This window comes from Arthrospiribacter ruber, from assembly GCF_019343195.1.
In the GTDB taxonomy this organism is placed as follows: domain Bacteria; phylum Bacteroidota; class Bacteroidia; order Cytophagales; family Cyclobacteriaceae; genus Arthrospiribacter; species Arthrospiribacter ruber.
Window position 1 is genome coordinate 169,997 of the sequence record NZ_RPHB01000009.1, and the last position, 19,510, is coordinate 189,506.

The following is a 19,510-nucleotide window of genomic DNA, read 5'->3' on the forward strand; positions in this document are numbered from 1 at the left end:
AATAAGAGGCGGGATGCGCAAAGACATCCCGCCTTACAAAAACTCATTTCAGAATCTAACATTCCAAACTGATATCATTATGGCAAATTTTACAAAAACCCTTTTTCTGACTGGCCTGGCCATATTATTTAGCTTAGGTGTTTCAGCCCAATCCAGAAAATACGTAAGCCAGTTCAGTCATCTTCAAAACTATTATAACCCTGCCCTGACAGGCTATGAGGGATCCAATTTCAGAGGATTTGTGAGAGACCAGTGGTCAGGGTTTGAAGGGGCTCCAAAGACTTATTTTGCTTCGGCAGAATTTGATCTTGCCGATTTCAATTCTGCACCTGACCCTTCCACAGCCGGAAAAAATGCAGTGGGTCTAAACCTCATGCATGATCGATATGGAGCCTTCGTAGATACAGAGTTGATGCTCAGCTACGCTTCAAGAATCCAGCTTTCCGACAAGGCAAACTTAAGACTGGGGGTAGGCCTAAACTATAATACTGTCCGATTAGATGGCAACAGTATGACTACCGAACAATCCAATGACCCAACCATGGCCCAATATGTCAATGGCTTTGCGAATATGCAGGTATTCGACTTTAACATTGGAATGGCCCTGACACATCCTAAATATTATGTTTCCTACGCCATGCACAATGTCAATCAGGGAGCATTGAGTTCAGGGGATGTATTTATGGATAGAAAAGCTCCTGTATCAGTGGTGCAGGCAGGCTATCGTAGCATGGTGACAGACAACTTTGGAATAGCTTCCAACTTCATGTACCGCTCACAAAGCGATCTGCCGGACAATATAGAATTCAACCTCAAAGCCATCTTGATGGACAAAATATGGCTGGGCGCAGGACACAGAGTGGACTATGCCAACAACTTTCAGTTTGGTGTAATTTTCCCAGCTGTCAGGATCGGATATGTTTATGAAATGCCAAGCAACAGGGCTTTTTTGCTACCCAATACAACACATGAATTCCTGGCTGTTTTCCCGATCTTTAGAAAGAACATCAGAGAGTCAAAAGACGAAGTCCTTATCTGGTAAGAATTATGGAATCAGATCAAGTTGCTTTCACCCTAAAAGAAAAACCCGTAACGCATGCTACGGGTTTTTTACTTTTATAGGGTAGGATTTTTCACTTTGTCCTGTCCACAGTCACCTGGTCCAATCCTCTTTTCTTCAGCAAAGCATCGATTTTAGGTTCAGCTCCTCTGAAATTGACATACATCTTCATAGGGTCATCCGTACCTCCCCTTTCCAAAATCTCTTTTCTGAATGCCTGAGCTTTTTCCTGATTGAAGAGCTCAGTTTCCTTAAATGCCTGGAAAGCATCTGTATCCAACACTCCTGACCAAATATAGCTGTAATACCCAGCTGAATATCCACCCGCAAAAATGTGCTGAAAATAGGTACTTCTATACCTTGGTATAATTTCATCAATCAAGCCAATCTTATCCATAGAAGCTTCTTCAAATTCATCAGCACTTTTTGAAATGGCTTCTTTCTGAGTATGATAGTCCATATCCAATAAAGATGCAGCTAAGTATTCGGTGGTTCCAAAACCCTGTCCAAAAGTACCGGACTTCTGAAGTTTTTCTATCAAAGCATCCGGAATCACTTCTCCTGTCTCATAGTGAAAAGCATATTCTTTCAGGACAGAAGGTTCCGTAGCCCAGTTTTCCATTATCTGTGAAGGCAATTCCACAAAATCCCTTGGAACAGAGGTGCCGGCAAGGCTTCTGTACTGCACATTGGACATCAGACCATGCAAAGCATGACCGAACTCATGGAAAAAGGTAGTCACCTCATCAAAGGTCAATAAAGCAGGCGCATTGCCAGAAGGTCTGGAAAAATTGCACACTATAGAAATAACCGGAGCCTTTCTCTCCCCATTCTCCATCTCCTGTCCCCTATAAGAAGTCATCCATGCCCCTCCCCTTTTGGAAGCTCTTGGATGAAAATCCATGTAAAGGACTCCCAAATGGGAACCGTCAGCTTCTTTTACTTCATAAGCTTTGGCATCAGGATGGTAAACAGGAATATTCTCAATTTCTTCAAATGTAAGTCCCCATAGCCTGTTGACTACCATAAACACTCCTTCCTGAACCTTAGGGAGTGAAAAGTAAGGTTTGACTTCCTGCTCGTCAAGGTCAAATTTCTTGACTTTTAGCTTTTCTTCATAGTATCTCCAATCCCAAGGTTCCAATTCAAAATCTTTGCCCTCAGCTTTGATCAATTCCTGTATTTCAGCAGCCTCAGCCTTGGCCTTAGCGAGTGCCGGTGTCCAAAGTTGATTGAGCAAGTTGTACACGCCCTCGGGGTTTTTGGCCATGGTTTCCTCAAGCACATAATCAGCATGAGTCTCGAATCCCAATAGATTGGCCTTCTCTCTTCTCAAATTGGCAATTTCAATAAGGATCTCTTTGTTGTCGTATTGATTATCCTGATCAGCCCTGTTTTTATAAGCTTCCCAGATTTTTTTTCTCAAATCTCTGTTGTCAGCATATTGTAAAAAAGGCATTACACTTGGATTCTGAAGGGTAAAAAGCCATTTCCCATCCATTCCGGCATCCTTGGCATCTGCAGCAGCCGTTTCTTTCAAGGAATTCGGAAGACCTGAAAGGTCTTCCTCATTTTCTACCACCAATTGAAATGCATTGGTTTCGGCTAGAAGGTTCTGTCCAAACTGAAGTCCAAGAGTAGAGAGTTTGCTGTTGATTTCTCTCATTTTCTCTTTATCAGCATCATTAAGATTTGCTCCGCTTCGGACAAATGCCTTATACCTTTTTTCTAACAATTTGTGCTGAACCTCACTAAGGCCTAGCTCATCTTTTTTGTCCCAAACAGCCTTTACTCGCTCAAACAATTCTTGATTCAAGTTGATATTGTCGCTGTGCTTGGACAATTCTGGAGCCATTTCTCTGGCAATCGCCTGAAGCTCATCACTGGTATTTGCTGAATTCAGGTTAGAAAATACAATGCTTGCCTTAGCCAGCAGTCTACCTGAGTTTTCCATGGCTTCAATGGTATTTTCAAAAGTAGGATCTTCCGGATTATTGGTTATCGCATCGATTTCCTCTTGCTGGATTTTCATCCCTTCCCTAAGTGCTGGAGCAAAATGCTCATTTTTGATCTTGTCAAAAGGAGGCACCTCAAAAGGGGTATTGTAAGACTCGAAGAATGGGTTCATAGAAGTGGATGCTTCATCAGATTGGTCGCAGGCAAAAAGCAGGGTTCCCGCTGCGGCCAAAGTCAATATTGATTTTCTCATGAATATGAATATTTGGGTTTCGGATGGCAAATATAAGAATAATTTAACCCCTACTATTCAATCACTTCAATAATCACCCGTTGATTCCTTAATTCATAGGTTTTGATTTTAACTTTCAATAAAAAAATAAGAAGTGCGAAAATAACTGAATAAAAAAGACTGATCCCCATTTTTAGAACTTCTTAAATCACATACAAAAAGGCTCTATTCATATCCGGTTTTTAACTTTTTCTCCCCAAAAAAATAAAATAGAATTCTATTATTATAAGATAAATAATGAATTATCAGAATTTTATTAAAATTTACACCCTTTTAAAAAAACATAATTCCGAACAAGCTGTTTCAACTTCAAATCAAAAACCCTAAACCCATGGAACAATTAGGCAATGCCACTTTTGAAAATTATATAGGTTTTCAGGATGGCTTCAATGAAATGGCTTATCAGATGGTAGCCCACGTTTTGACCCTTGGCTATGCAGTAATGCTGGCAGGGCTGTTTTATTTTGTTTTGACCATCAAAACGGTAGCACCAAGGTTTAGAACATCTTCGGTGCTTTCTGTAGTGGTAATGGTTTCCGCATTCTTACTCCTTTACGTTCAGGCGGAAAATTGGACCAGTAGTTTTGTTTTTGATACGGAAAGAGGCAAATACTTCCTAGGAGAAGGCAATGACCTATTCAATAATGGATATCGATATCTTAATTGGCTGATTGATGTTCCCATGTTACTTTTCCAAATTCTATTTGTGGTCACACTTACCAAATCCAACTTCAGCAGTATTAGAAATCAGTTTTGGTTCTCTGGAACAGGTATGATTTTAACTGGCTATGTAGGACAGTACTATGAAGTAACAGATCTGACCATGTTTGCAGTTTGGGGAGCTATCTCCACAGTCTTTTTCTTCCATATTCTGTGGCTGATGAAAAAAGTTATCGATGAGGGTAAAGAAGGTATCCCTGTCAAAGCACAAAAAACTTTGCAGTCCATTTGGGTATTATTTCTGGTCAGCTGGATGTTATATCCTGGCGCCTATCTCATGCCACATTTGGCAGGCATAGAAGGTGCTTTTTTCAATGAAGTAGGAGTTGTTGCCAGGCAGATTACATATACCATTGCGGATGTCAGCTCCAAGGTAATTTATGGGGTTCTTTTGACCAATGTCGCTCAGATATTGAGTAAGGAAGAAGGATATTTGGAACACACAGTTTAATAAATCCCCGTTGAATTTTTTAGGCCACTTTCTTGAAAGAGTGGCCTATTTAGGGTTTGCTGAAAAAGTCTCAGGTATGCCAGATTCAAAGCGGGCGAATGAAGATGTATGCTTATACTTCGAGTAAGCCCAATGAAGAAGATGGTATGCCTGATACTAGCCTTAAAATTTCGAATTTTGAAATTTTAAGGAGCACGGAAATCATTTATATCATTGAATAAGCGTGCACCTGCTTAAAAAGAAAATACTTGACAAACGGGATATTCATCAAAATTTAAAGCATTTATTCTCCAGTTGGCGTTTTTCAGCACGCCCTATTTACTTTTAACGCTGGAGAATCATAAGGTCTTCTTCGTGCTCTATTACTATCTCATTGTACTGTAAAGTCCAGCCCAATGACTTGGTAAGTACGTATATGTTGGCCAATTCCGCCATCAAACGCTCCCGACTATTATCCAACAAATTGGATTGATCAACTTTTTGTCTGATACGCTCGGTCACGGTATTTTTGATTTTATTGTAGTCTGCAGCACCAAACTGATTGAAATAATCCTGTCTGACATCATAATACTGGATATCAGGGTAAATATTGATCACAGGATCGGGGATTTTTTTCAAAATAACCTTCTTGTTTTCTACATCAAGCTCTGTTTCCAGTTGTCTCAAGTCATACTCTACCGTTACCTTGGCATTTGCAACCACTAAAGCTTTTTTATCTGATTTCAGAATATTGAGAAATAGGTTTTGGGAATTTTTGAAATTAAATACCTGGGAAAAATTACCCTCAGTAACTATCAATTTTCCGACTTGCTCTATCTGTTGCTGGATCAATGCCGAACTTTCGTCCAAAGATTCTTTGCTTTCTTTTTCACTGAATATGATCCATGCTCCTGTCAAAAGCAGAACAGCAATCACAAATCCTGAAATAAATCTTACCATAGTATTGTATTACGGGGTGGTCAAAATGCTAGTTGAGTTTTTAAGAAAGGTCGCTTGCGATAAGTGTTCTGTATTCTTGGGCCATCAATAGACTTTTCCAAGCAAATCTTACAGTCATCACGGAACAATAAACTATCCAAACCCTTCATAATCACATCCAAAGCGTAAAAATTAAATAATTTTAACGGTTTGAATTTTCCCTCCACCATTGGATAGCCTTGTCCAGCCATAAATTATCCGATTCTGGATTGTACAGCCCAAACCCATGTCCACCGGTTTCATAATATAAGGTTCCCACCGGCACATTGTGGGTTTTCAGCGCATTTTCAAAAACTCTGGAGTTGTCAATACTGACTGGATCATTGGCCGCATGTACCAAAAATGCAGGAGGAGTATCTGATGAGACATGCTTATCACTTGAAAAATCGTCCAATATTTCTTTAGATGGGTTTTCTCCCAACAAATTTTTGGAGGAACCACTATGGCCGATTGCAGGATCGAAGCTAATGACAGGGTAAACCAAAATCAAAAAGTCAGGCCTCAGACTCAAGCCCTCAGGATTGGGAATATAAGAAGTTTCGAATTTGGTTCCGGCAGTTGAGCTCAAGTGTCCACCAGCCGAAAAGCCCAACAAAGCAACTTTTTCAGACTGGACTCCCCATTCTTTTGCATTTTCCCTTACCAATTGCAAAGACCGCTGTGCATCCTGTAAAGGACCAATACGCTTATTGATCATGGTGTCATCGCTTGGAAGTCTATATTTCAAAACAAATGCTGTAATGCCCATTTCAGCCAGTGCCACCGCAACATCCGCACCTTCATGTCCAGCTGCAAGTATCCAATATCCCCCACCTGGAACTATAATGACTGCTTCCCCGGTGGCTTTTTCCTTCTCTGGAAAATATGCTGTCAAGGTTGGCCGGCTGACCTTACTGATCCTCAATATACCATCCTCCCCTACTTCAGTTAATTCATCATCGGGTGTATCTATGGAATTGGGAATATTTTGCTCTCCGTACAAACTGAAAACTGACTGTGCCTGCGTAGAAAACATAAAAAGCAGACTTAAAACAATCAAGAGATTGGTTTTTATCGTCTTGGAAGATAACATTTTTTTTATCCTCATGTCAAATTAGCGGATCACGGATGCTGAATGATTACCCTTCTATAACTGGTCAAACTAGGTTCTCCATTGTCCTCTACCTCCAAAATCACGTGCAACGACTGTCCCTGACCTAGCACTGGCATTTCAAAAACCAGTTCTTCTCCATGCGGATTATGAAATTGGAGCTTCCCTGAAAAACCTCCTGCTTCCCCGTAGATCCACCATTTGAACCTTAGCAGATCCCCGTCAGGATCAAATGTTCCTTTCGCTGATAGTCTGGCGGTTTCTCCCTTTTTTACCTTTCCAAAAGCCAAAGCTTTTCCTTCATTTCCATTAAGGAGTACTACAGGGTTATGATTGGCTTCACTAAAGGATTCGGCTACATTCCAATCCATCCTAGCCGCAAAATCATGTTGAAAGGCCTTTCTCCACCTCCAGATCGTCGCTTGATTCGAAGCTTCTTTTCTGCCATCAGGCAATACAAGCTCATCTTGCGTGTTGATGGAAGAAGTCCAGATTTTGTCCACCTCTCCGAAAGACTTCCAGTGTTCATATCTCCCGGCCCATCCTCCATAGCTGGGACTTTGATCCCAGCCTAGCCCATTTTGAATCAAACCTATAAAAGAAGGCGTATCACCCTCCATTATATATTCTACAGGGAGATAATTTGCACCTAGTGGGCCATGGTTGTCCCGGATATTTTCCATCAGCCACGGATTGTCAACCAGATCAAAATGATGAAATGGCCCATTTTTATACCATTTATCGCCGGCTATTCCTGTCCAGGTGGCTTTGTAATATTCCCTCCAGTTGTCCCCGGCACTTGCATCTACGATATAAAAAATACCAGGGAAATTTTGTCTGATCCAATGCCCTGCAAAATCCTGATCAGAGATGGCGTATACTTTGATTTTTTCGACAAACTTTTTGATCCCATCCTCGGTACGGGTATTTTTCACTTTCCACAAGGCCTGCGCTAAGCAATTGGCACCTCCCCACACGGACACCCAAAGCGGCCTATCATCCTCTTTGTCCACTGCTTTTATCAACAGCTCCGAGCCTGGAGAATCTTTCCCTTCCCCTACTCCATCCATGCTATAAAGTGGTAAGTGCTCAGAAGTCACACTCAGCAGATATTCCGCGCTGGGAAAGCCATCCCCATGCTTATCCAGGTTGGCTTTTACTTCTCCATAATTCCTGATCAATTCTTCAATTTTGTCTTTCCTTGTGTGGTCTCTCAAATGAGTGGAAGTGGTAGCCACTATTCCTTCCACATCATATTCATTGGAATAGACTAAAAACCTCACCAAAGACTGCTGATCATCGGGTTCATTGGTAATGTCCGTGAGTACCAAAACACGTTGTTTGACAGGATTCTTAAATTCCAAGGAAGTTTGAGCGGAGATGGCCAAAGAAATAAAGAGTAAAGGAAAAAAAAGAAGGTCTTTCATTTAGATACAAGGTTAATTGGGAGGTTTTTATCAATTCATTTAAAGATACATCAGCCCTTTTAAACATACAACAAATCTATTTCCCACACCTTCCCACCGGAAAGGCAAACAGTTGTAAATTCATTTTTATCGGCTGTCACCTTTTCAGCTCCATGGGGGATCTTTTCGGAGGAAGGAATTTCCAAATGGACTAAGACACCTTTAGGAATAGATAGGATTAATTTTCTGTTCCCTTTTTTTCCTTGACAGTTAAACCCCATAGGCCCATAAGAAGTATGGTAGGTCAATTTCAATTTCTCTAAACTAGCTGGCTGAGGTTTCACTCGGACCAAGCTCCCACCCGGTCTGATGACTTCAATACCGGCAAAACACATGTAGGCTGCATAGAAAGGGGCTATTCCGGCATGGCTCAATTGGTTTTGTGTATCTTTCTCTGCTTGCCAATGTTCCTGGATGGTATTGTTCTCTTTTACAGAAAGCATTGGCAACCACCTCTGATCAAAGTCTTTCAAAATAAACTCTGTATTCCCCAAAGCTGAACAAGCCCAATACGTCCAGATAGTATTGGCCGGGTAGCACCTTCCTAACCTCTTGGGCAGAGTGGTCAATTCATTTAAAACCGCTTTTTTTGAAGATTTAGGTACAAAACCTCCCAATACCCAATGAGCCAAAGAGCGCTCACAGGTTCTTTTCTCTTTATCCTCGTCAAGCCATGGCAAGTTGATAACCAGCAAACCTTCACTGGCAAGGTAAAACTTGGCTTCTACTTTCTCAGCCAGCTTTAAGGACATATCAAACATTTGATTTTTTAATGCATCCAACCCAAACTCGGCTGCCAATGGAGCCAGAGCTAATTTCAACATGCTGGCGACATACAAATTATAGGCACATTGCTTATCTCTGACTGCTTTGTAAGAATCTGTATCCATCCAGATGGCATTTACCCCTAAATTTTCTACCTGAAGCAGGCCTTCATTGTCTAGAGAGCTTTGGATCAATTCAAAAAAACGTAACAGTCTTGGAAATGCTTCCTCCAAGTCCTCTTTTTTCCCCGAATAGAGATAATGATTCCAGCAATCATAACAAAAACCTACGCTATGATCCAAAAGCACTCCCCAAGGAGTAAGATCCAACTGTCTTTGCGCCAATCTATTTAATCGGTCGTAGGCCGGCCAGCTGTCCATAAAAAAACCTCCCAATGTCAACCCTTGACTGAAGGTGTCTACAAATCTATAAGGAAGCTGCCCTTCTCCAAATCCAACATGCAAGGCATGGATCATGTGTCCAATGTCTCCACTATATTGCTGCCGCTCCCTCCCCACACAATCCACAATGGTATCATGGCTATTGTTCCAAACCGTATTGATACATGCTCCCAAAAGTCGGTTAAATCCCTCATGAGACGTTTCAACTGTAGGTTGAAAAGGAAAATCATACACTCTTCTCAGAAGTCCGGGATGACTGATTTTGACTGTTCCTACTGCATGGTGGATGTGAAGCTGAATCCACTTGACGCTTTCATAATCAAATGACATGAATTGATTCTCCCCTTCCTTACATATAAATCTTGTCCATGAATTGAAATTGTTGTTGATCAGAGCAGGACCACCCCTTTTCAACAGTTCATGCCCTTGCTGCACCAACATTTCAACTGTAGTACCTTCACTACAGCTGATGGTAACGAAAGGCCAACCAATAGCATGCTCCTGCATTTCAAAAGACAGAACCAGTCCCTGATTTTGGCTTTTAGGTACTTCAAACTCCCATGTTGCACCTTTTTCCGAAAACCCATCTATAATTTGATCAACTTGAAAAGCATTTTCAGTTTTAAAATCAAAGTATTCTTCAATCGAGGTATTCCAATTTAAAGTATGTACTTCCTTAAGTTGAAAATCATGTACAGGCTTTTCCAATATCAGCGGAACAGTGCGTCTTCTGAGTTGAGTATTCTGATTTCCTCCGCTGTCATATAAATAATCAGAAATGGAAGAACTCAAGGCCGTTTTCTGCGCCTCCTTCGAAAACACCTTGGCCTTTTTCCAAGAATTATCTTCGGAAAAACCTACGTCGTTCCAGCCATCCGGATATAACCGGTTGTCAAACTCCTCCTGTAAAGCTCGTAGATACCAGCGTTTATATTTTCCGGAAGGCCAGCTTTTTGCCTGCTGGACAGACCAGGTTTCATCACTCACCAAGATTGATTTTTCACCATCCTCAAATCCTATTTCTAACCTAAAAATAAATCCTGCTTTTCCTGCAGGCCATGCACCATCTCCAAAACCGAAATAAACTACAGTTGCTCCAAAGACATTATCATCAATTTTTAATCTATCTGTTAAATCTATAGGATCGGCTTCTGCATATCGTGGGTCAGATGGGGCTGGCCCGAATTGAATCCTTTGCCCATTTAAAAAAAGGACATACCTACTTTCTGCCTGAATCCAACCTTTTGCGGAACGTACTGACTTGTTTAGCTTGAGCACCTTTCTGAAATGAAAAAAGGAATTTGGAAGTATCCGTTCGGCAGGAAACCAAATCCATGAAGCAGGAGAAAGGTTAAGCTCCTTCCGCTTGGGTAGCTCAGAAAGTTCGACAACACCTTTGGCTCTTTTGAGATTTTCCAAAGCATTTCTTGATTCTGAAAGTGCAAATGAAACAGGCATCAATGAAAATGCCCCCGTAGCTGATATGGTACGTAGAAAGTCCCGTCTGCCTTTATTATCTCCTTTAAACTTACCCATATTTATGTTCGGTTATTTTTTTATTTATTCTAAAAAGACCTATTTCCATCAATAAATTAGTGAATAAATACAATAACTGAAGACTTTATGATAAATTCAAATAACTAATTACCAAACGCTTACAAACATTTCGAAAAATCCCTTAGTTTATATTGAGAATAAAATCAGAAATACCTAGTTTCAGGGGCTAATTTTAGACTTTCCCGGAAAAATAGTGATTGGGATAACTTAAACTTGTTTATATGAAAAAAGCAATGGCAATAATGCTGGTTGTGGCAATCGTGTCGATTTCACATCAACTCCAGGCCGAGATACTGAATGACAGTATCCCCAAACCTAAAAAAGAAATGAAAGTAGGAGTCAGAATTGCTCCATCACTCAATTTTTTCAATTACGATGATTTGGGTTTTGCACAAGTAACATCAGACTATAAGGTAGGCTTTGGCGCAGGAGCAGTTTTTGATTGGAAGTTGTCTGAATTTAACCATGCAAGACTGGAACCATATATGGAGATCCAGCCAGTGGTCAACAATTCAATCAATTCCAATATCGAAGCTGTTACAGAATTCAACAATTTTGTGTTTGGGCTTGATGCCATTCCGTTAGTCCTGACTTACGGAGGAAAAATTAAACCCCAAATTTCATTTGGCGGATTTGCAAAGTATTACCTGAGCACCTCTCAGGAAACCACCTTGAATGGTAACTCCGTAAATAACTTCGAAGCAAACACCAGTAGTTTGCAGTATGGCCTAAACTATGGCGTCGGTGTCTATATAGGGAAACGCTTAGTGGAATTCAGATATTACCAATCCCTGAATGATTTCGTGGAAAACACTCAGGTTCCTAACAGCATCAATCAAGTTCAATTAATCCTGGTATACTAATGAAGGCATTAAAAAAATTCATCCCCTGCCTGGCACTCCTACTCGGTATTTCCTGTGTGGCAGAAAGAGAACAGGAAAATTCCTTTTACCTTAATCAGATCGCAAGGATTTCCATAAGCACCCCACAGCAGATTTTCTTTTCTGAAAATCTTAGCCAGGCTTTGCCTGTGGATGTCAGGTATTTTGACGAAAGCAACAGGCCTCTTTTTACAAACCAAAACATTCCTTTCGAATTATTCCTCACGGATTCCTTGATTGAAGCACCAAGCCTGGACCTTTCCCGACCAGGTACATACAGACTTCGGGCAGCATTTCCGACACGGGAACGCACTTTTAGCAACGATGTGGAAATCCAAGTGGTAGGCCCAGATTACATTCAAGAGATCAGATTGGATTTTTCTGATGAAACAAGAAACAGTTTTGCGGTAGCAGACAACAACACCATGGATTTCAGGGTCAGGGTATTTGGGCCTGAAGGAGAAATTACAGGACTGGAAGATCAGATTTTGAGAAACTTGGAGCTTCAAGTGGGCGAACAAGTAAGTAGCTCGCTTCAAAACATACGGATCAGAGAGACCGGATCCCTTAAAGTCAAAGCCAGAATTTTCGGAGTGGAAAGCAATGAGCTTCAGATTGAATCCAGAGAAGATATTGTCTATCCAGTGAAAGAAATGCCGATCATTTTTCATGTATTTTCCAATGGTCCCAATATTTCTGAAGCACAGATGGCCAATGAAATTTCCAAAGTCAATGCAGCATTTGCCAATACAATCAGAACAAGCTTCAGAAGTAATGTAAATGCCGTAAACGGTTATTTCAGATTTAGATTAGCGGACAGGGCCCCGGATGGAAGCATGCTTCAGACAGTAGGATACAATAGGATTGAAGTAGCATCTGACTTTTCTGATGACAGTCCGGAATACCTTCAGACCAAGTTCGATGAAATGTGGGACCCAAACAGGTATATTAATGTATTCATAGAAAGCATAGGTTTTGCTGCAGGATTTGCCTATTTGCCTACTTTGAGTGAGGGAGTGATTCCCGGTCTTCAGGTCAACTCCAACCCTGACCCGGTCATCAACTACCCTTATTCTATATCTTTGGACTACAGGTTTGCCATAGAACAAAGCAATCCAAATCCACATGTCCTAGCTCATGAAATGGGGCATTACTTGGGATTGTATCATACCTTCCAAAACTGTGGACCCGGTGATTATGTAGATGACACAAAACCCCATAGCATAGACAACCTTTCTGGAAATGCTGTTTTCAACAACAATAGAAGGAGTTGTTTAGGTGAAAACTTCATTTCTACCAATTTCATGGATTACGTGGTAAATGTGGATCATTTCACCTTTGACCAAAGAGAGAGAATGAATGCAGTTTATGATTTTGGTCTTTTTGTACCCCGTGCCGAAAATCAGACTTCAAGGATCTCCTCTTTTAAAAAGGGAACACTTGACAGGAGCATTGAACCCATTATTTGTAATTTTTAAATCTGGTAATCCATATTGAAAGCCTTGCAAGTGAAAATTTGCAAGGCTTTTTTTGTGTTACTTTTTCCAATATTACCCATGAACCCTCAACAGGCTAAAAATCAATCCATTATTTCACTTTGATTTCCAAAATCCTTACATTCATTTTCCAAACCGAAAGTTTCACATTCACTTTTACGCTTATACACCCGGATTATGAAGCGAGATGGATCAAAGTCAGAAGCCTTTTTCTTGAAAAAGTTGCGTAGAACTATTTTGACTCTTACTTGCTGCCTGTTTTTCTCACCCGTTTTTTCCCAAGAAATTATCATCAAGCAACTAAAGCAGGACTTGATCACTGCCCCAAGGGACACCAACAAGGTTTGGATATACAGAGACCTGGCATTTTACTATCAAGATCAGCATTCCGATTCTGTCATTTACTTCGCAGACGAAGGTGCCAAATTGGCCATTCAGCTCAATTTTATTCGCGGACAAATCTGGAGCCTTTACCAAAAAGCACTTGCGCTGGAGTACCTCAACAGATTTGAGGAAGCTATGGAAGTTTTTGCTTTTATGAAGAGTCTCTCATTACAGAGTAAAGATAGCCTTAGTCTCGCCAAGGTCACCAATGCCATTGGAGTGGCCTATTATTACCAAGGTATTCAGGATCAGGCTTTGGAAAATTTTCAGCAGGGATTTGACCTCAGCGAGCACTTGGGATATTTGGAGGGTATGTCCCAAGCACTCAACAACCTTGCAGTCATTTACAGGCAACAAAGAAATTTCAGAAGAGCTATGGAGGTACACCAAAAGTCCCTCGAAATCAAAAACAGCCAAGCAGACACCGTGGGAATGATCAATTCACATTACAATCTTGGACTGTTATATGCTTACCTTAATGATTATCCCAAAAGCTTACTTGAATTCCAAAAAGCTGATGCACTTTCATCCAATACTGCCTCTTCCCACAATCTGGCAGAAATCAATATCGGAAAAGCGGTAGCCTTTTATCACTTAGGCAATGACACTCTTGCCTATAAACTCCTTTCTGAAGAAGTCCCCAAACTCAAGCCAGACAAAATCCATGAAAAAGCAGCTGCCCTTACTTATTTGGGAATAGTAGAGATCAAACTTGACAAAAACGGGATTAATAAACTCTTGGAGGCCAGAGAGCTGCTCGAAAACTCTGACCGGCTAGAACTCAGAAGACTTCTTTATAAAGAACTGGCACTTGCCTACGAGTTGACTGGCGATCCTGGAAGGTCTGTTAGATTCTGGAAAGAATACAACCTCCTCAATGACAGTATCAATAATGAGCAAAAAGCATGGGCCATAGAAGAGATGCAGGCAAGGTTTGACGCTATAGAAAAAGATAAGAAAATCCAACAGCAGGAAATGGCCTTATTTTCGGAGCAGTCAAAAAAGAAAAACATCAGCATCATCCTTACATTATTGTTTTTCGCTTTTACCATCAGTTTGTTTTTTTATGTAAAAAAATGGAGAAAACAAGTAAAAATCCGGCAAGAGGAGCTGGAACAAAAAAACAATTCAGGGAACCTTGATTTTGCAAAAATCAACCTCAAAATGCTCAGCCCTCTGACAAAAAGAGAAATCGAAATTATCAGGCTGGTAGAGGAAGGGAAATCAAACCAAGAAATTGCCAATCAATTGTTTGTCAGTGAAAACACCATCAAGACACATCTTAAAAATATTTTTTCCAAAACAGAAGCCAATAATAGGACTGACCTAATTCACAGATTGCACAGGTATTGAGAGAAAGAAGCAAAAATCACCCAAAAGGGTGATTGATGAAAAGTAAGATTCCTGGATTTTTGTCAAGAAAACAACCGCTCTCAAAACCAATTTTTACTATGAAGAAAATCTTGAAAATCTCTGCTTTCGTAATCACAGGAATCCTTGCCTTAATTCTTGTGGCAATTGCTTACATTTCCATTGCGCTTCCCAATGTTGGCCCACCGGAGGAGATGCAAATAGAAATCACAGAAGAACGGGTAGCTCATGGAAAATACCTAGCCCACCACGTAATGTTGTGTGTTGACTGTCATTCTGTGCGGGATTTCGAACTTTTTGCGGGTCCCCCGATTCAGTCCACCTTGGCTGCCGGGGGAGAAGTTTTTGACAAAAAAGAAGGTTTCCCTGGAACGTTTATTTCCCCAAACCTCACTCCTTTCAACCTCAAAGACTGGACAGATGGGGAGATTTTCAGGGCCATTACCACTGGGGTAAGAAAAGACGGTTCCGCTATTTTCCCAGTGATGCCTTATGGAGAATATTCCAAGGCAGACGCCGAGGATGTAAAAGCTGTGATTGCTTACCTCAGAACCTTAGACCCAGTAGAAACAAACCACCCAAAGTCCAAGCCTGATTTCCCATTCAACATCATTCTGAATACTATGCCCAAAAAAGCAAACCTTAGCAAAAGACCGGACCCAAAACAAGATCAAGTTGCATATGGTGGCTATTTGGCTACGATTTCGGGTTGTGCTGAATGCCATACCAGATTTGAAAACGGGGCTTTTGTAGGAGAAAGGCTGGCCGGGGGACGTGAGTTTGAATTCCCTGAGGCTATGCTTGTAACCCCTAACCTTACCCCACATGAAAGTGGAATAGGGAATTGGACCAAGGAAATGTTTGTTCAGCGCTTTAAAATGTATGGAGACAATTATATCCCCGAAAAAGTCAAACCAGGCGACTTTCAGACAATAATGCCATGGATCATGTACGCAGGTATGGATGAAAGTGACCTGGAGGCCATATATACTTACCTCAAATCCCTTCAGCCGGTAGAAAACTACGTGGAAAAATTTCAGGCTAAAAAATAAATCATCAAAGAGGCGGTATTACAACTGCCCCTTCTTAATTCCAGTCTGCATCCTTTTGAAAAAGGTCCTTGGGTCTGTCTTCGCTGTTCATTGGCCAAATACTATGTAGCATCACTTTGTCTCCCTGCTTCACATATCCCATTATAAATGTGATCTGCTTGCAATATTCATATTCCAGGTAGATAAACTTCTTTTGATTTTCCCCGACTTTTTTGAAAGTATTGACCAAGGAATAATCCGAAGATTTGCCACAGAGCTCGTTGACAGAATCACGTAAACCTTCCAAGTTTCTCTTTTTGTTTTGTAAAGCGATGGTGGTGGAAAGTCCTTCCGGTTCGAGCATGGGATGATGGATCAATTGCTGAGGATTTCTTACATTTTTTAGAAATCTTTCCGCATCCTTTTTAGCGGATTTGACCATGGGATCAGTATTACAGGAATACAATCCAATAAGCATAAAAAATAAAATTACGAAGCGGATTTTCATATTGAAGATATTTGTCCGAAACTACCTAAATTCTGACAATACTTACCAGTTCCTTTGGTTTTTTAATAAAAAGCATCTTCAAAATGCCTGAAATTAATATTCCCGTTTCGATCCCTGTACACTCCTACAATATCAAAGCGGATATCTTTGTGCCAATCTTTTTCGTGGATATAATGATCCGCAGCCTTGATCAGCAGCTTACGCTTGGTAGCATCGACAAACTCCTCGGCAAACCCAAAGCCAGTACCACTGCGGTATTTAACCTCCACAAAAACCAGCAATCCACGAAATGTAAATATCAGGTCAATCTCCGCATGCCCATAGCGGTAATTGGCTTCCTGAAATTCATACCCTTTTCCGGACAACCAAGTTTTGACCAGGTCCTCCGCTTCCTTACCTTTGTCATTATGAATGGCCATTTTTTGTTTTGTTTGTGTGTGTGTTAAAAAACTTAAGTTAAAAACAGGAGCAATTACAATGGCGTCTACAGGAGAACTATCCGAAAAAAATCAGCGTTTCCATATAGCATCAATTACATCCCGTGAATCAAGTTATCAATAAAAAAGTAAAATTTCTAGACCTAGGCATCAAAGATTACAAGGAAACCTGGGATTTTCAGGAAGAAATTTTCGCCAAAACCGTAGCTTTAAAAATCGCAAATAGAAATGCTACTCCCGAAGCGCAACAAATAACGGACAACTACCTGATTTTTGTGGAGCATCCCCATGTGTATACATTGGGCAAAAGCGGTGCGGAATCCCATCTTTTGCTGGATCAGATTGGACTGACAGAAAAAAAAGCTACTTTTTACAAGATCAACCGAGGTGGCGACATTACTTATCACGGTCCTGGGCAACTTGTTGGCTATCCAATTCTGGATTTGGATAATTTCTTTACGGATATACACAAGTACCTGAGACTGCTTGAGGAAACCATCATTTTAACTTTGGCTGATTACGGGATTGAGGCCGGAAGAATTGATGGGCTTACGGGTGTCTGGATTGATCATATCGAGCAAAAAAATCCCAGAAAAATCTGTGCTATGGGAGTCAAATCCAGCAGATGGGTCACCATGCATGGCTTTGCTTTCAATGTCAATGCAGATATAGATTACTTCAACAACATCATTCCCTGCGGCATTCCGGACAAAGCAGTGACCTCCATGCACTTGGAATTAGGCAGGCCCTTAGATCAAGACGAAGTCAAGGAAAAGGTCAAAAAGCATATCATTCATCTATTTGAAATGGAAGAATGATTTGTGATAAAAATGGATATTTTATTTTCTGGTCAGACCTAAATAGAAATAGGTAGAAATATAATTGAAATATGGTTGAAATAAGGTTTTAGATACTAATGGATATTGGATATTAGTGGATATTATGATACAGAAATATGCTTCGCGAAATAATTAGAAATATGCCTTCGGCGAAATATTTTCAACCCAGAGCTTTAGCGCAAACCAGAAGAGACAATTGATTCGGGATCTCGTTTAAAAAACTAGTAGGTATTAGTGGACATTCATATAAAACAAGTCAAAAACTAGATTTCATGTCTTGCATCTTTTGTCTTGCATCTTATGTCTCAAATCTCATGTCTCAAATCTAAAAAATGAAAAAAGACATCAACTTTCATCCCGTAACAGGGGTAAAACTAGCCATTGCCAAGGAAGAGGTAAACGGCAATACAGAATGGACAGTATATATCATCAACCTCAACCTGATAGAGCTGAATACAGTGATGATCACCTCAAAAGGTTATGGAATCATGGATGGGGAAGAAAAGAAAACCTCCACACTGCGTCACATGATACAGGAATTGGGAGCACAGTCCATTGCTAAAATTGAACCTATTGATCCCGTACTTTTTGCTTTAAGCAATGAATTCTGGGTGAGTTACTATATTCTGGATCAGATTTTTGACAAAAAATTCATCTTCCCCCATGGTAGCATGGATCCCGGCAATGTTAAATTCATTCCTGAACTGGGCCTTGAGGGAGTTCTGCATGGGTAAAAGGATCAAAATTCAATTTTAAAATCCGTGATTTCTAATTAAATTCATCGCTACCAACTTAATAATTAAAGCGAATGAACAATTTTTTGAATGAACTCAAAGACATCCTTTTTCTCGACATCGAAACAGCCTCTTGCGAATCCTCTTACGAAGACTTGCCTCCGAGGCTGCAAGAAGAATGGTTGAAAAAAGAAAAACTCATCACCCAAGGAAATAATAAGGAGAAGGAAGAAAAAACTGAAGCCGGGAGTTTGTTTTTCGAGAAGGCTGGCATCTATGCTGAATTTGGCAAAGTCATCACCGTAGGGGTTGGGTATTTTCATTTTAATGCTGAAGAAAACAAGTTGGAATTCAGGCTCAAGAGTTTTGCAGATGAAAATGAGTACGACACCTTATCTGCTTTTGCCGAGCTGCTTCAAAAAAAGAAGTGGATCCTTTGTGCCCACAATGGAAAAGAATTTGATTTCCCTTACCTGAGCAGGAGGATTCTGATCAATAGGATTCCATTACCAGAGCCACTTCAGATGGCAGGTAAGAAACCATGGGAAATCCGCCATTTGGACACCCTGGAACTTTGGAAATTCGGGGATTACAAGCATTACACCAGATTGGAATTGCTGGCTGCAGTTTTTGACATTCCTACTTCCAAAGATGGGATTGATGGTTCTCAGGTCAATGAGGCGTACTATGTAGAAAACAACCTTCAAAAAATCCGTGAATATTGCCTAAGGGATGTATTGGTGACCGCACAGATATATTTGGCTTTTCAATGTTTCCCTCCTGATGTGGAGATGGAGATTATTAATACAGATAATTCTGAATGATATATGATTAGAGCAGGATTATCGATATTGGTGGATATTGAAATATGCTTCACGAAATCGGAGTGAAACGGAGATCCCGAGAGCGAAGTGATTTGGGATAAAATTGAAATAATTAGAAATAGAATAGCGGGAAAATCTATAAGAAACAGAGATTCTGAGACCAGAGCTATTTGGGAGATTATGGAAATAGGATTGAAATAGGGGTTTCGATATTGATGGGAATTTTTCTCTACTAAGATAATTAAGGCATTTTACCGCCATGTCAATTC

The 19,510-nt window shown here is 40.5% G+C and carries 16 protein-coding genes; 9 read left to right on the forward strand and 7 right to left on the reverse strand.

Going from position 1 to position 19,510, the window contains the following annotated elements; translation table 11 throughout:
* The first annotated feature begins 79 nt into the window (after positions 1-79).
* On the forward strand, positions 80-1,042 hold the full coding sequence (locus EGN73_RS18270; protein WP_219293068.1) for a PorP/SprF family type IX secretion system membrane protein: 963 nt from the start codon (positions 80-82) through the stop codon (positions 1,040-1,042).
* Between the two features lie 91 nt (positions 1,043-1,133).
* Here the strand turns inward: EGN73_RS18270 and EGN73_RS18275 are convergent, their stop codons facing one another.
* The gene (locus tag EGN73_RS18275; RefSeq protein WP_219293069.1) at positions 1,134-3,269 is read right to left on the reverse strand and encodes a M3 family metallopeptidase; all 2,136 of its coding nucleotides are present in this window, start codon (positions 3,267-3,269) and stop codon (positions 1,134-1,136) included.
* A gap of 370 nt (positions 3,270-3,639) precedes the next feature.
* On the opposite strand from EGN73_RS18275, the gene EGN73_RS18280 reads away from it, so the two are divergent.
* Entirely contained in the window at positions 3,640-4,479 is an 840-nt protein-coding gene (locus EGN73_RS18280) for a bacteriorhodopsin (RefSeq protein WP_219293071.1), read from the forward strand.
* 324 nt (positions 4,480-4,803) lie between these two features.
* Here EGN73_RS18280 and EGN73_RS18285 read toward each other — a convergent pair whose 3' ends face one another.
* The 4 genes from EGN73_RS18285 to EGN73_RS18300 all read right to left on the reverse strand — a co-directional run bounded on the left by EGN73_RS18285 (position 4,804) and on the right by EGN73_RS18300 (position 10,715).
* On the reverse strand, positions 4,804-5,418 hold the full coding sequence (locus tag EGN73_RS18285) for a DUF4230 domain-containing protein (protein WP_219293073.1): 615 nt from the start codon (positions 5,416-5,418) through the stop codon (positions 4,804-4,806).
* A 181-nt stretch (positions 5,419-5,599) separates the two neighbouring features.
* On the reverse strand, positions 5,600-6,472 hold the full coding sequence (locus tag EGN73_RS18290) for an alpha/beta hydrolase (RefSeq protein ID WP_246611657.1): 873 nt from the start codon (positions 6,470-6,472) through the stop codon (positions 5,600-5,602).
* Between the two features lie 86 nt (positions 6,473-6,558).
* The gene (locus tag EGN73_RS18295; RefSeq protein ID WP_219293075.1) at positions 6,559-7,974 is read right to left on the reverse strand and encodes a DUF1593 domain-containing protein; all 1,416 of its coding nucleotides are present in this window, start codon (positions 7,972-7,974) and stop codon (positions 6,559-6,561) included.
* Positions 7,975-8,033: 59 nt separating this feature from the next.
* Positions 8,034-10,715 (reverse strand): alpha-L-rhamnosidase-related protein, encoded by a 2,682-nt coding sequence (locus tag EGN73_RS18300; protein WP_219293076.1) that lies wholly within the window; start codon positions 10,713-10,715, stop codon positions 8,034-8,036.
* 242 nt (positions 10,716-10,957) lie between these two features.
* On the opposite strand from EGN73_RS18300, the gene EGN73_RS18305 reads away from it, so the two are divergent.
* The 4 genes from EGN73_RS18305 (at position 10,958) to EGN73_RS18320 (ending at position 15,920) form a co-directional block, all read left to right on the forward strand.
* Positions 10,958-11,599, forward strand: coding sequence for a porin family protein (locus EGN73_RS18305; RefSeq protein WP_219293077.1), 642 nt, complete (start codon positions 10,958-10,960; stop codon positions 11,597-11,599).
* Positions 11,599-13,095 (forward strand): M43 family zinc metalloprotease, encoded by a 1,497-nt coding sequence (locus tag EGN73_RS18310; protein ID WP_219293079.1) that lies wholly within the window; start codon positions 11,599-11,601, stop codon positions 13,093-13,095. Before EGN73_RS18305 ends, EGN73_RS18310 begins: the two co-directional genes overlap by 1 nt.
* 195 nt (positions 13,096-13,290) lie before the next feature.
* Positions 13,291-14,850 (forward strand): helix-turn-helix transcriptional regulator, encoded by a 1,560-nt coding sequence (locus EGN73_RS22700; protein ID WP_219293081.1) that lies wholly within the window; start codon positions 13,291-13,293, stop codon positions 14,848-14,850.
* Between the two features lie 98 nt (positions 14,851-14,948).
* The gene (locus EGN73_RS18320; protein ID WP_219293083.1) at positions 14,949-15,920 is read left to right on the forward strand and encodes a c-type cytochrome; all 972 of its coding nucleotides are present in this window, start codon (positions 14,949-14,951) and stop codon (positions 15,918-15,920) included.
* 34 nt (positions 15,921-15,954) lie between these two features.
* Here the strand turns inward: EGN73_RS18320 and EGN73_RS18325 are convergent, their stop codons facing one another.
* On the reverse strand, positions 15,955-16,407 hold the full coding sequence (locus EGN73_RS18325) for a hypothetical protein (protein WP_219293085.1): 453 nt from the start codon (positions 16,405-16,407) through the stop codon (positions 15,955-15,957).
* 62 nt (positions 16,408-16,469) lie between these two features.
* Positions 16,470-16,826: a YraN family protein gene (locus EGN73_RS18330; protein WP_219293087.1), complete on the reverse strand. Its 357-nt coding sequence runs from the start codon at positions 16,824-16,826 to the stop codon at positions 16,470-16,472.
* Between the two features lie 122 nt (positions 16,827-16,948).
* On the opposite strand from EGN73_RS18330, the gene lipB reads away from it, so the two are divergent.
* The 3 genes from lipB to EGN73_RS18345 all read left to right on the forward strand — a co-directional run bounded on the left by lipB (position 16,949) and on the right by EGN73_RS18345 (position 19,241).
* Complete coding sequence (lipB, locus tag EGN73_RS18335) at positions 16,949-17,662, forward strand: lipoyl(octanoyl) transferase LipB (RefSeq protein ID WP_219293088.1); 714 nt, start codon at positions 16,949-16,951, stop codon at positions 17,660-17,662.
* A 353-nt stretch (positions 17,663-18,015) separates the two neighbouring features.
* On the forward strand, positions 18,016-18,417 hold the full coding sequence (locus EGN73_RS18340; RefSeq protein WP_219293090.1) for a hypothetical protein: 402 nt from the start codon (positions 18,016-18,018) through the stop codon (positions 18,415-18,417).
* Positions 18,418-18,491: 74 nt separating this feature from the next.
* Positions 18,492-19,241, forward strand: coding sequence for a 3'-5' exonuclease (locus tag EGN73_RS18345; RefSeq protein ID WP_219293092.1), 750 nt, complete (start codon positions 18,492-18,494; stop codon positions 19,239-19,241).
* Positions 19,242-19,510: the final 269 nt, after the last annotated feature.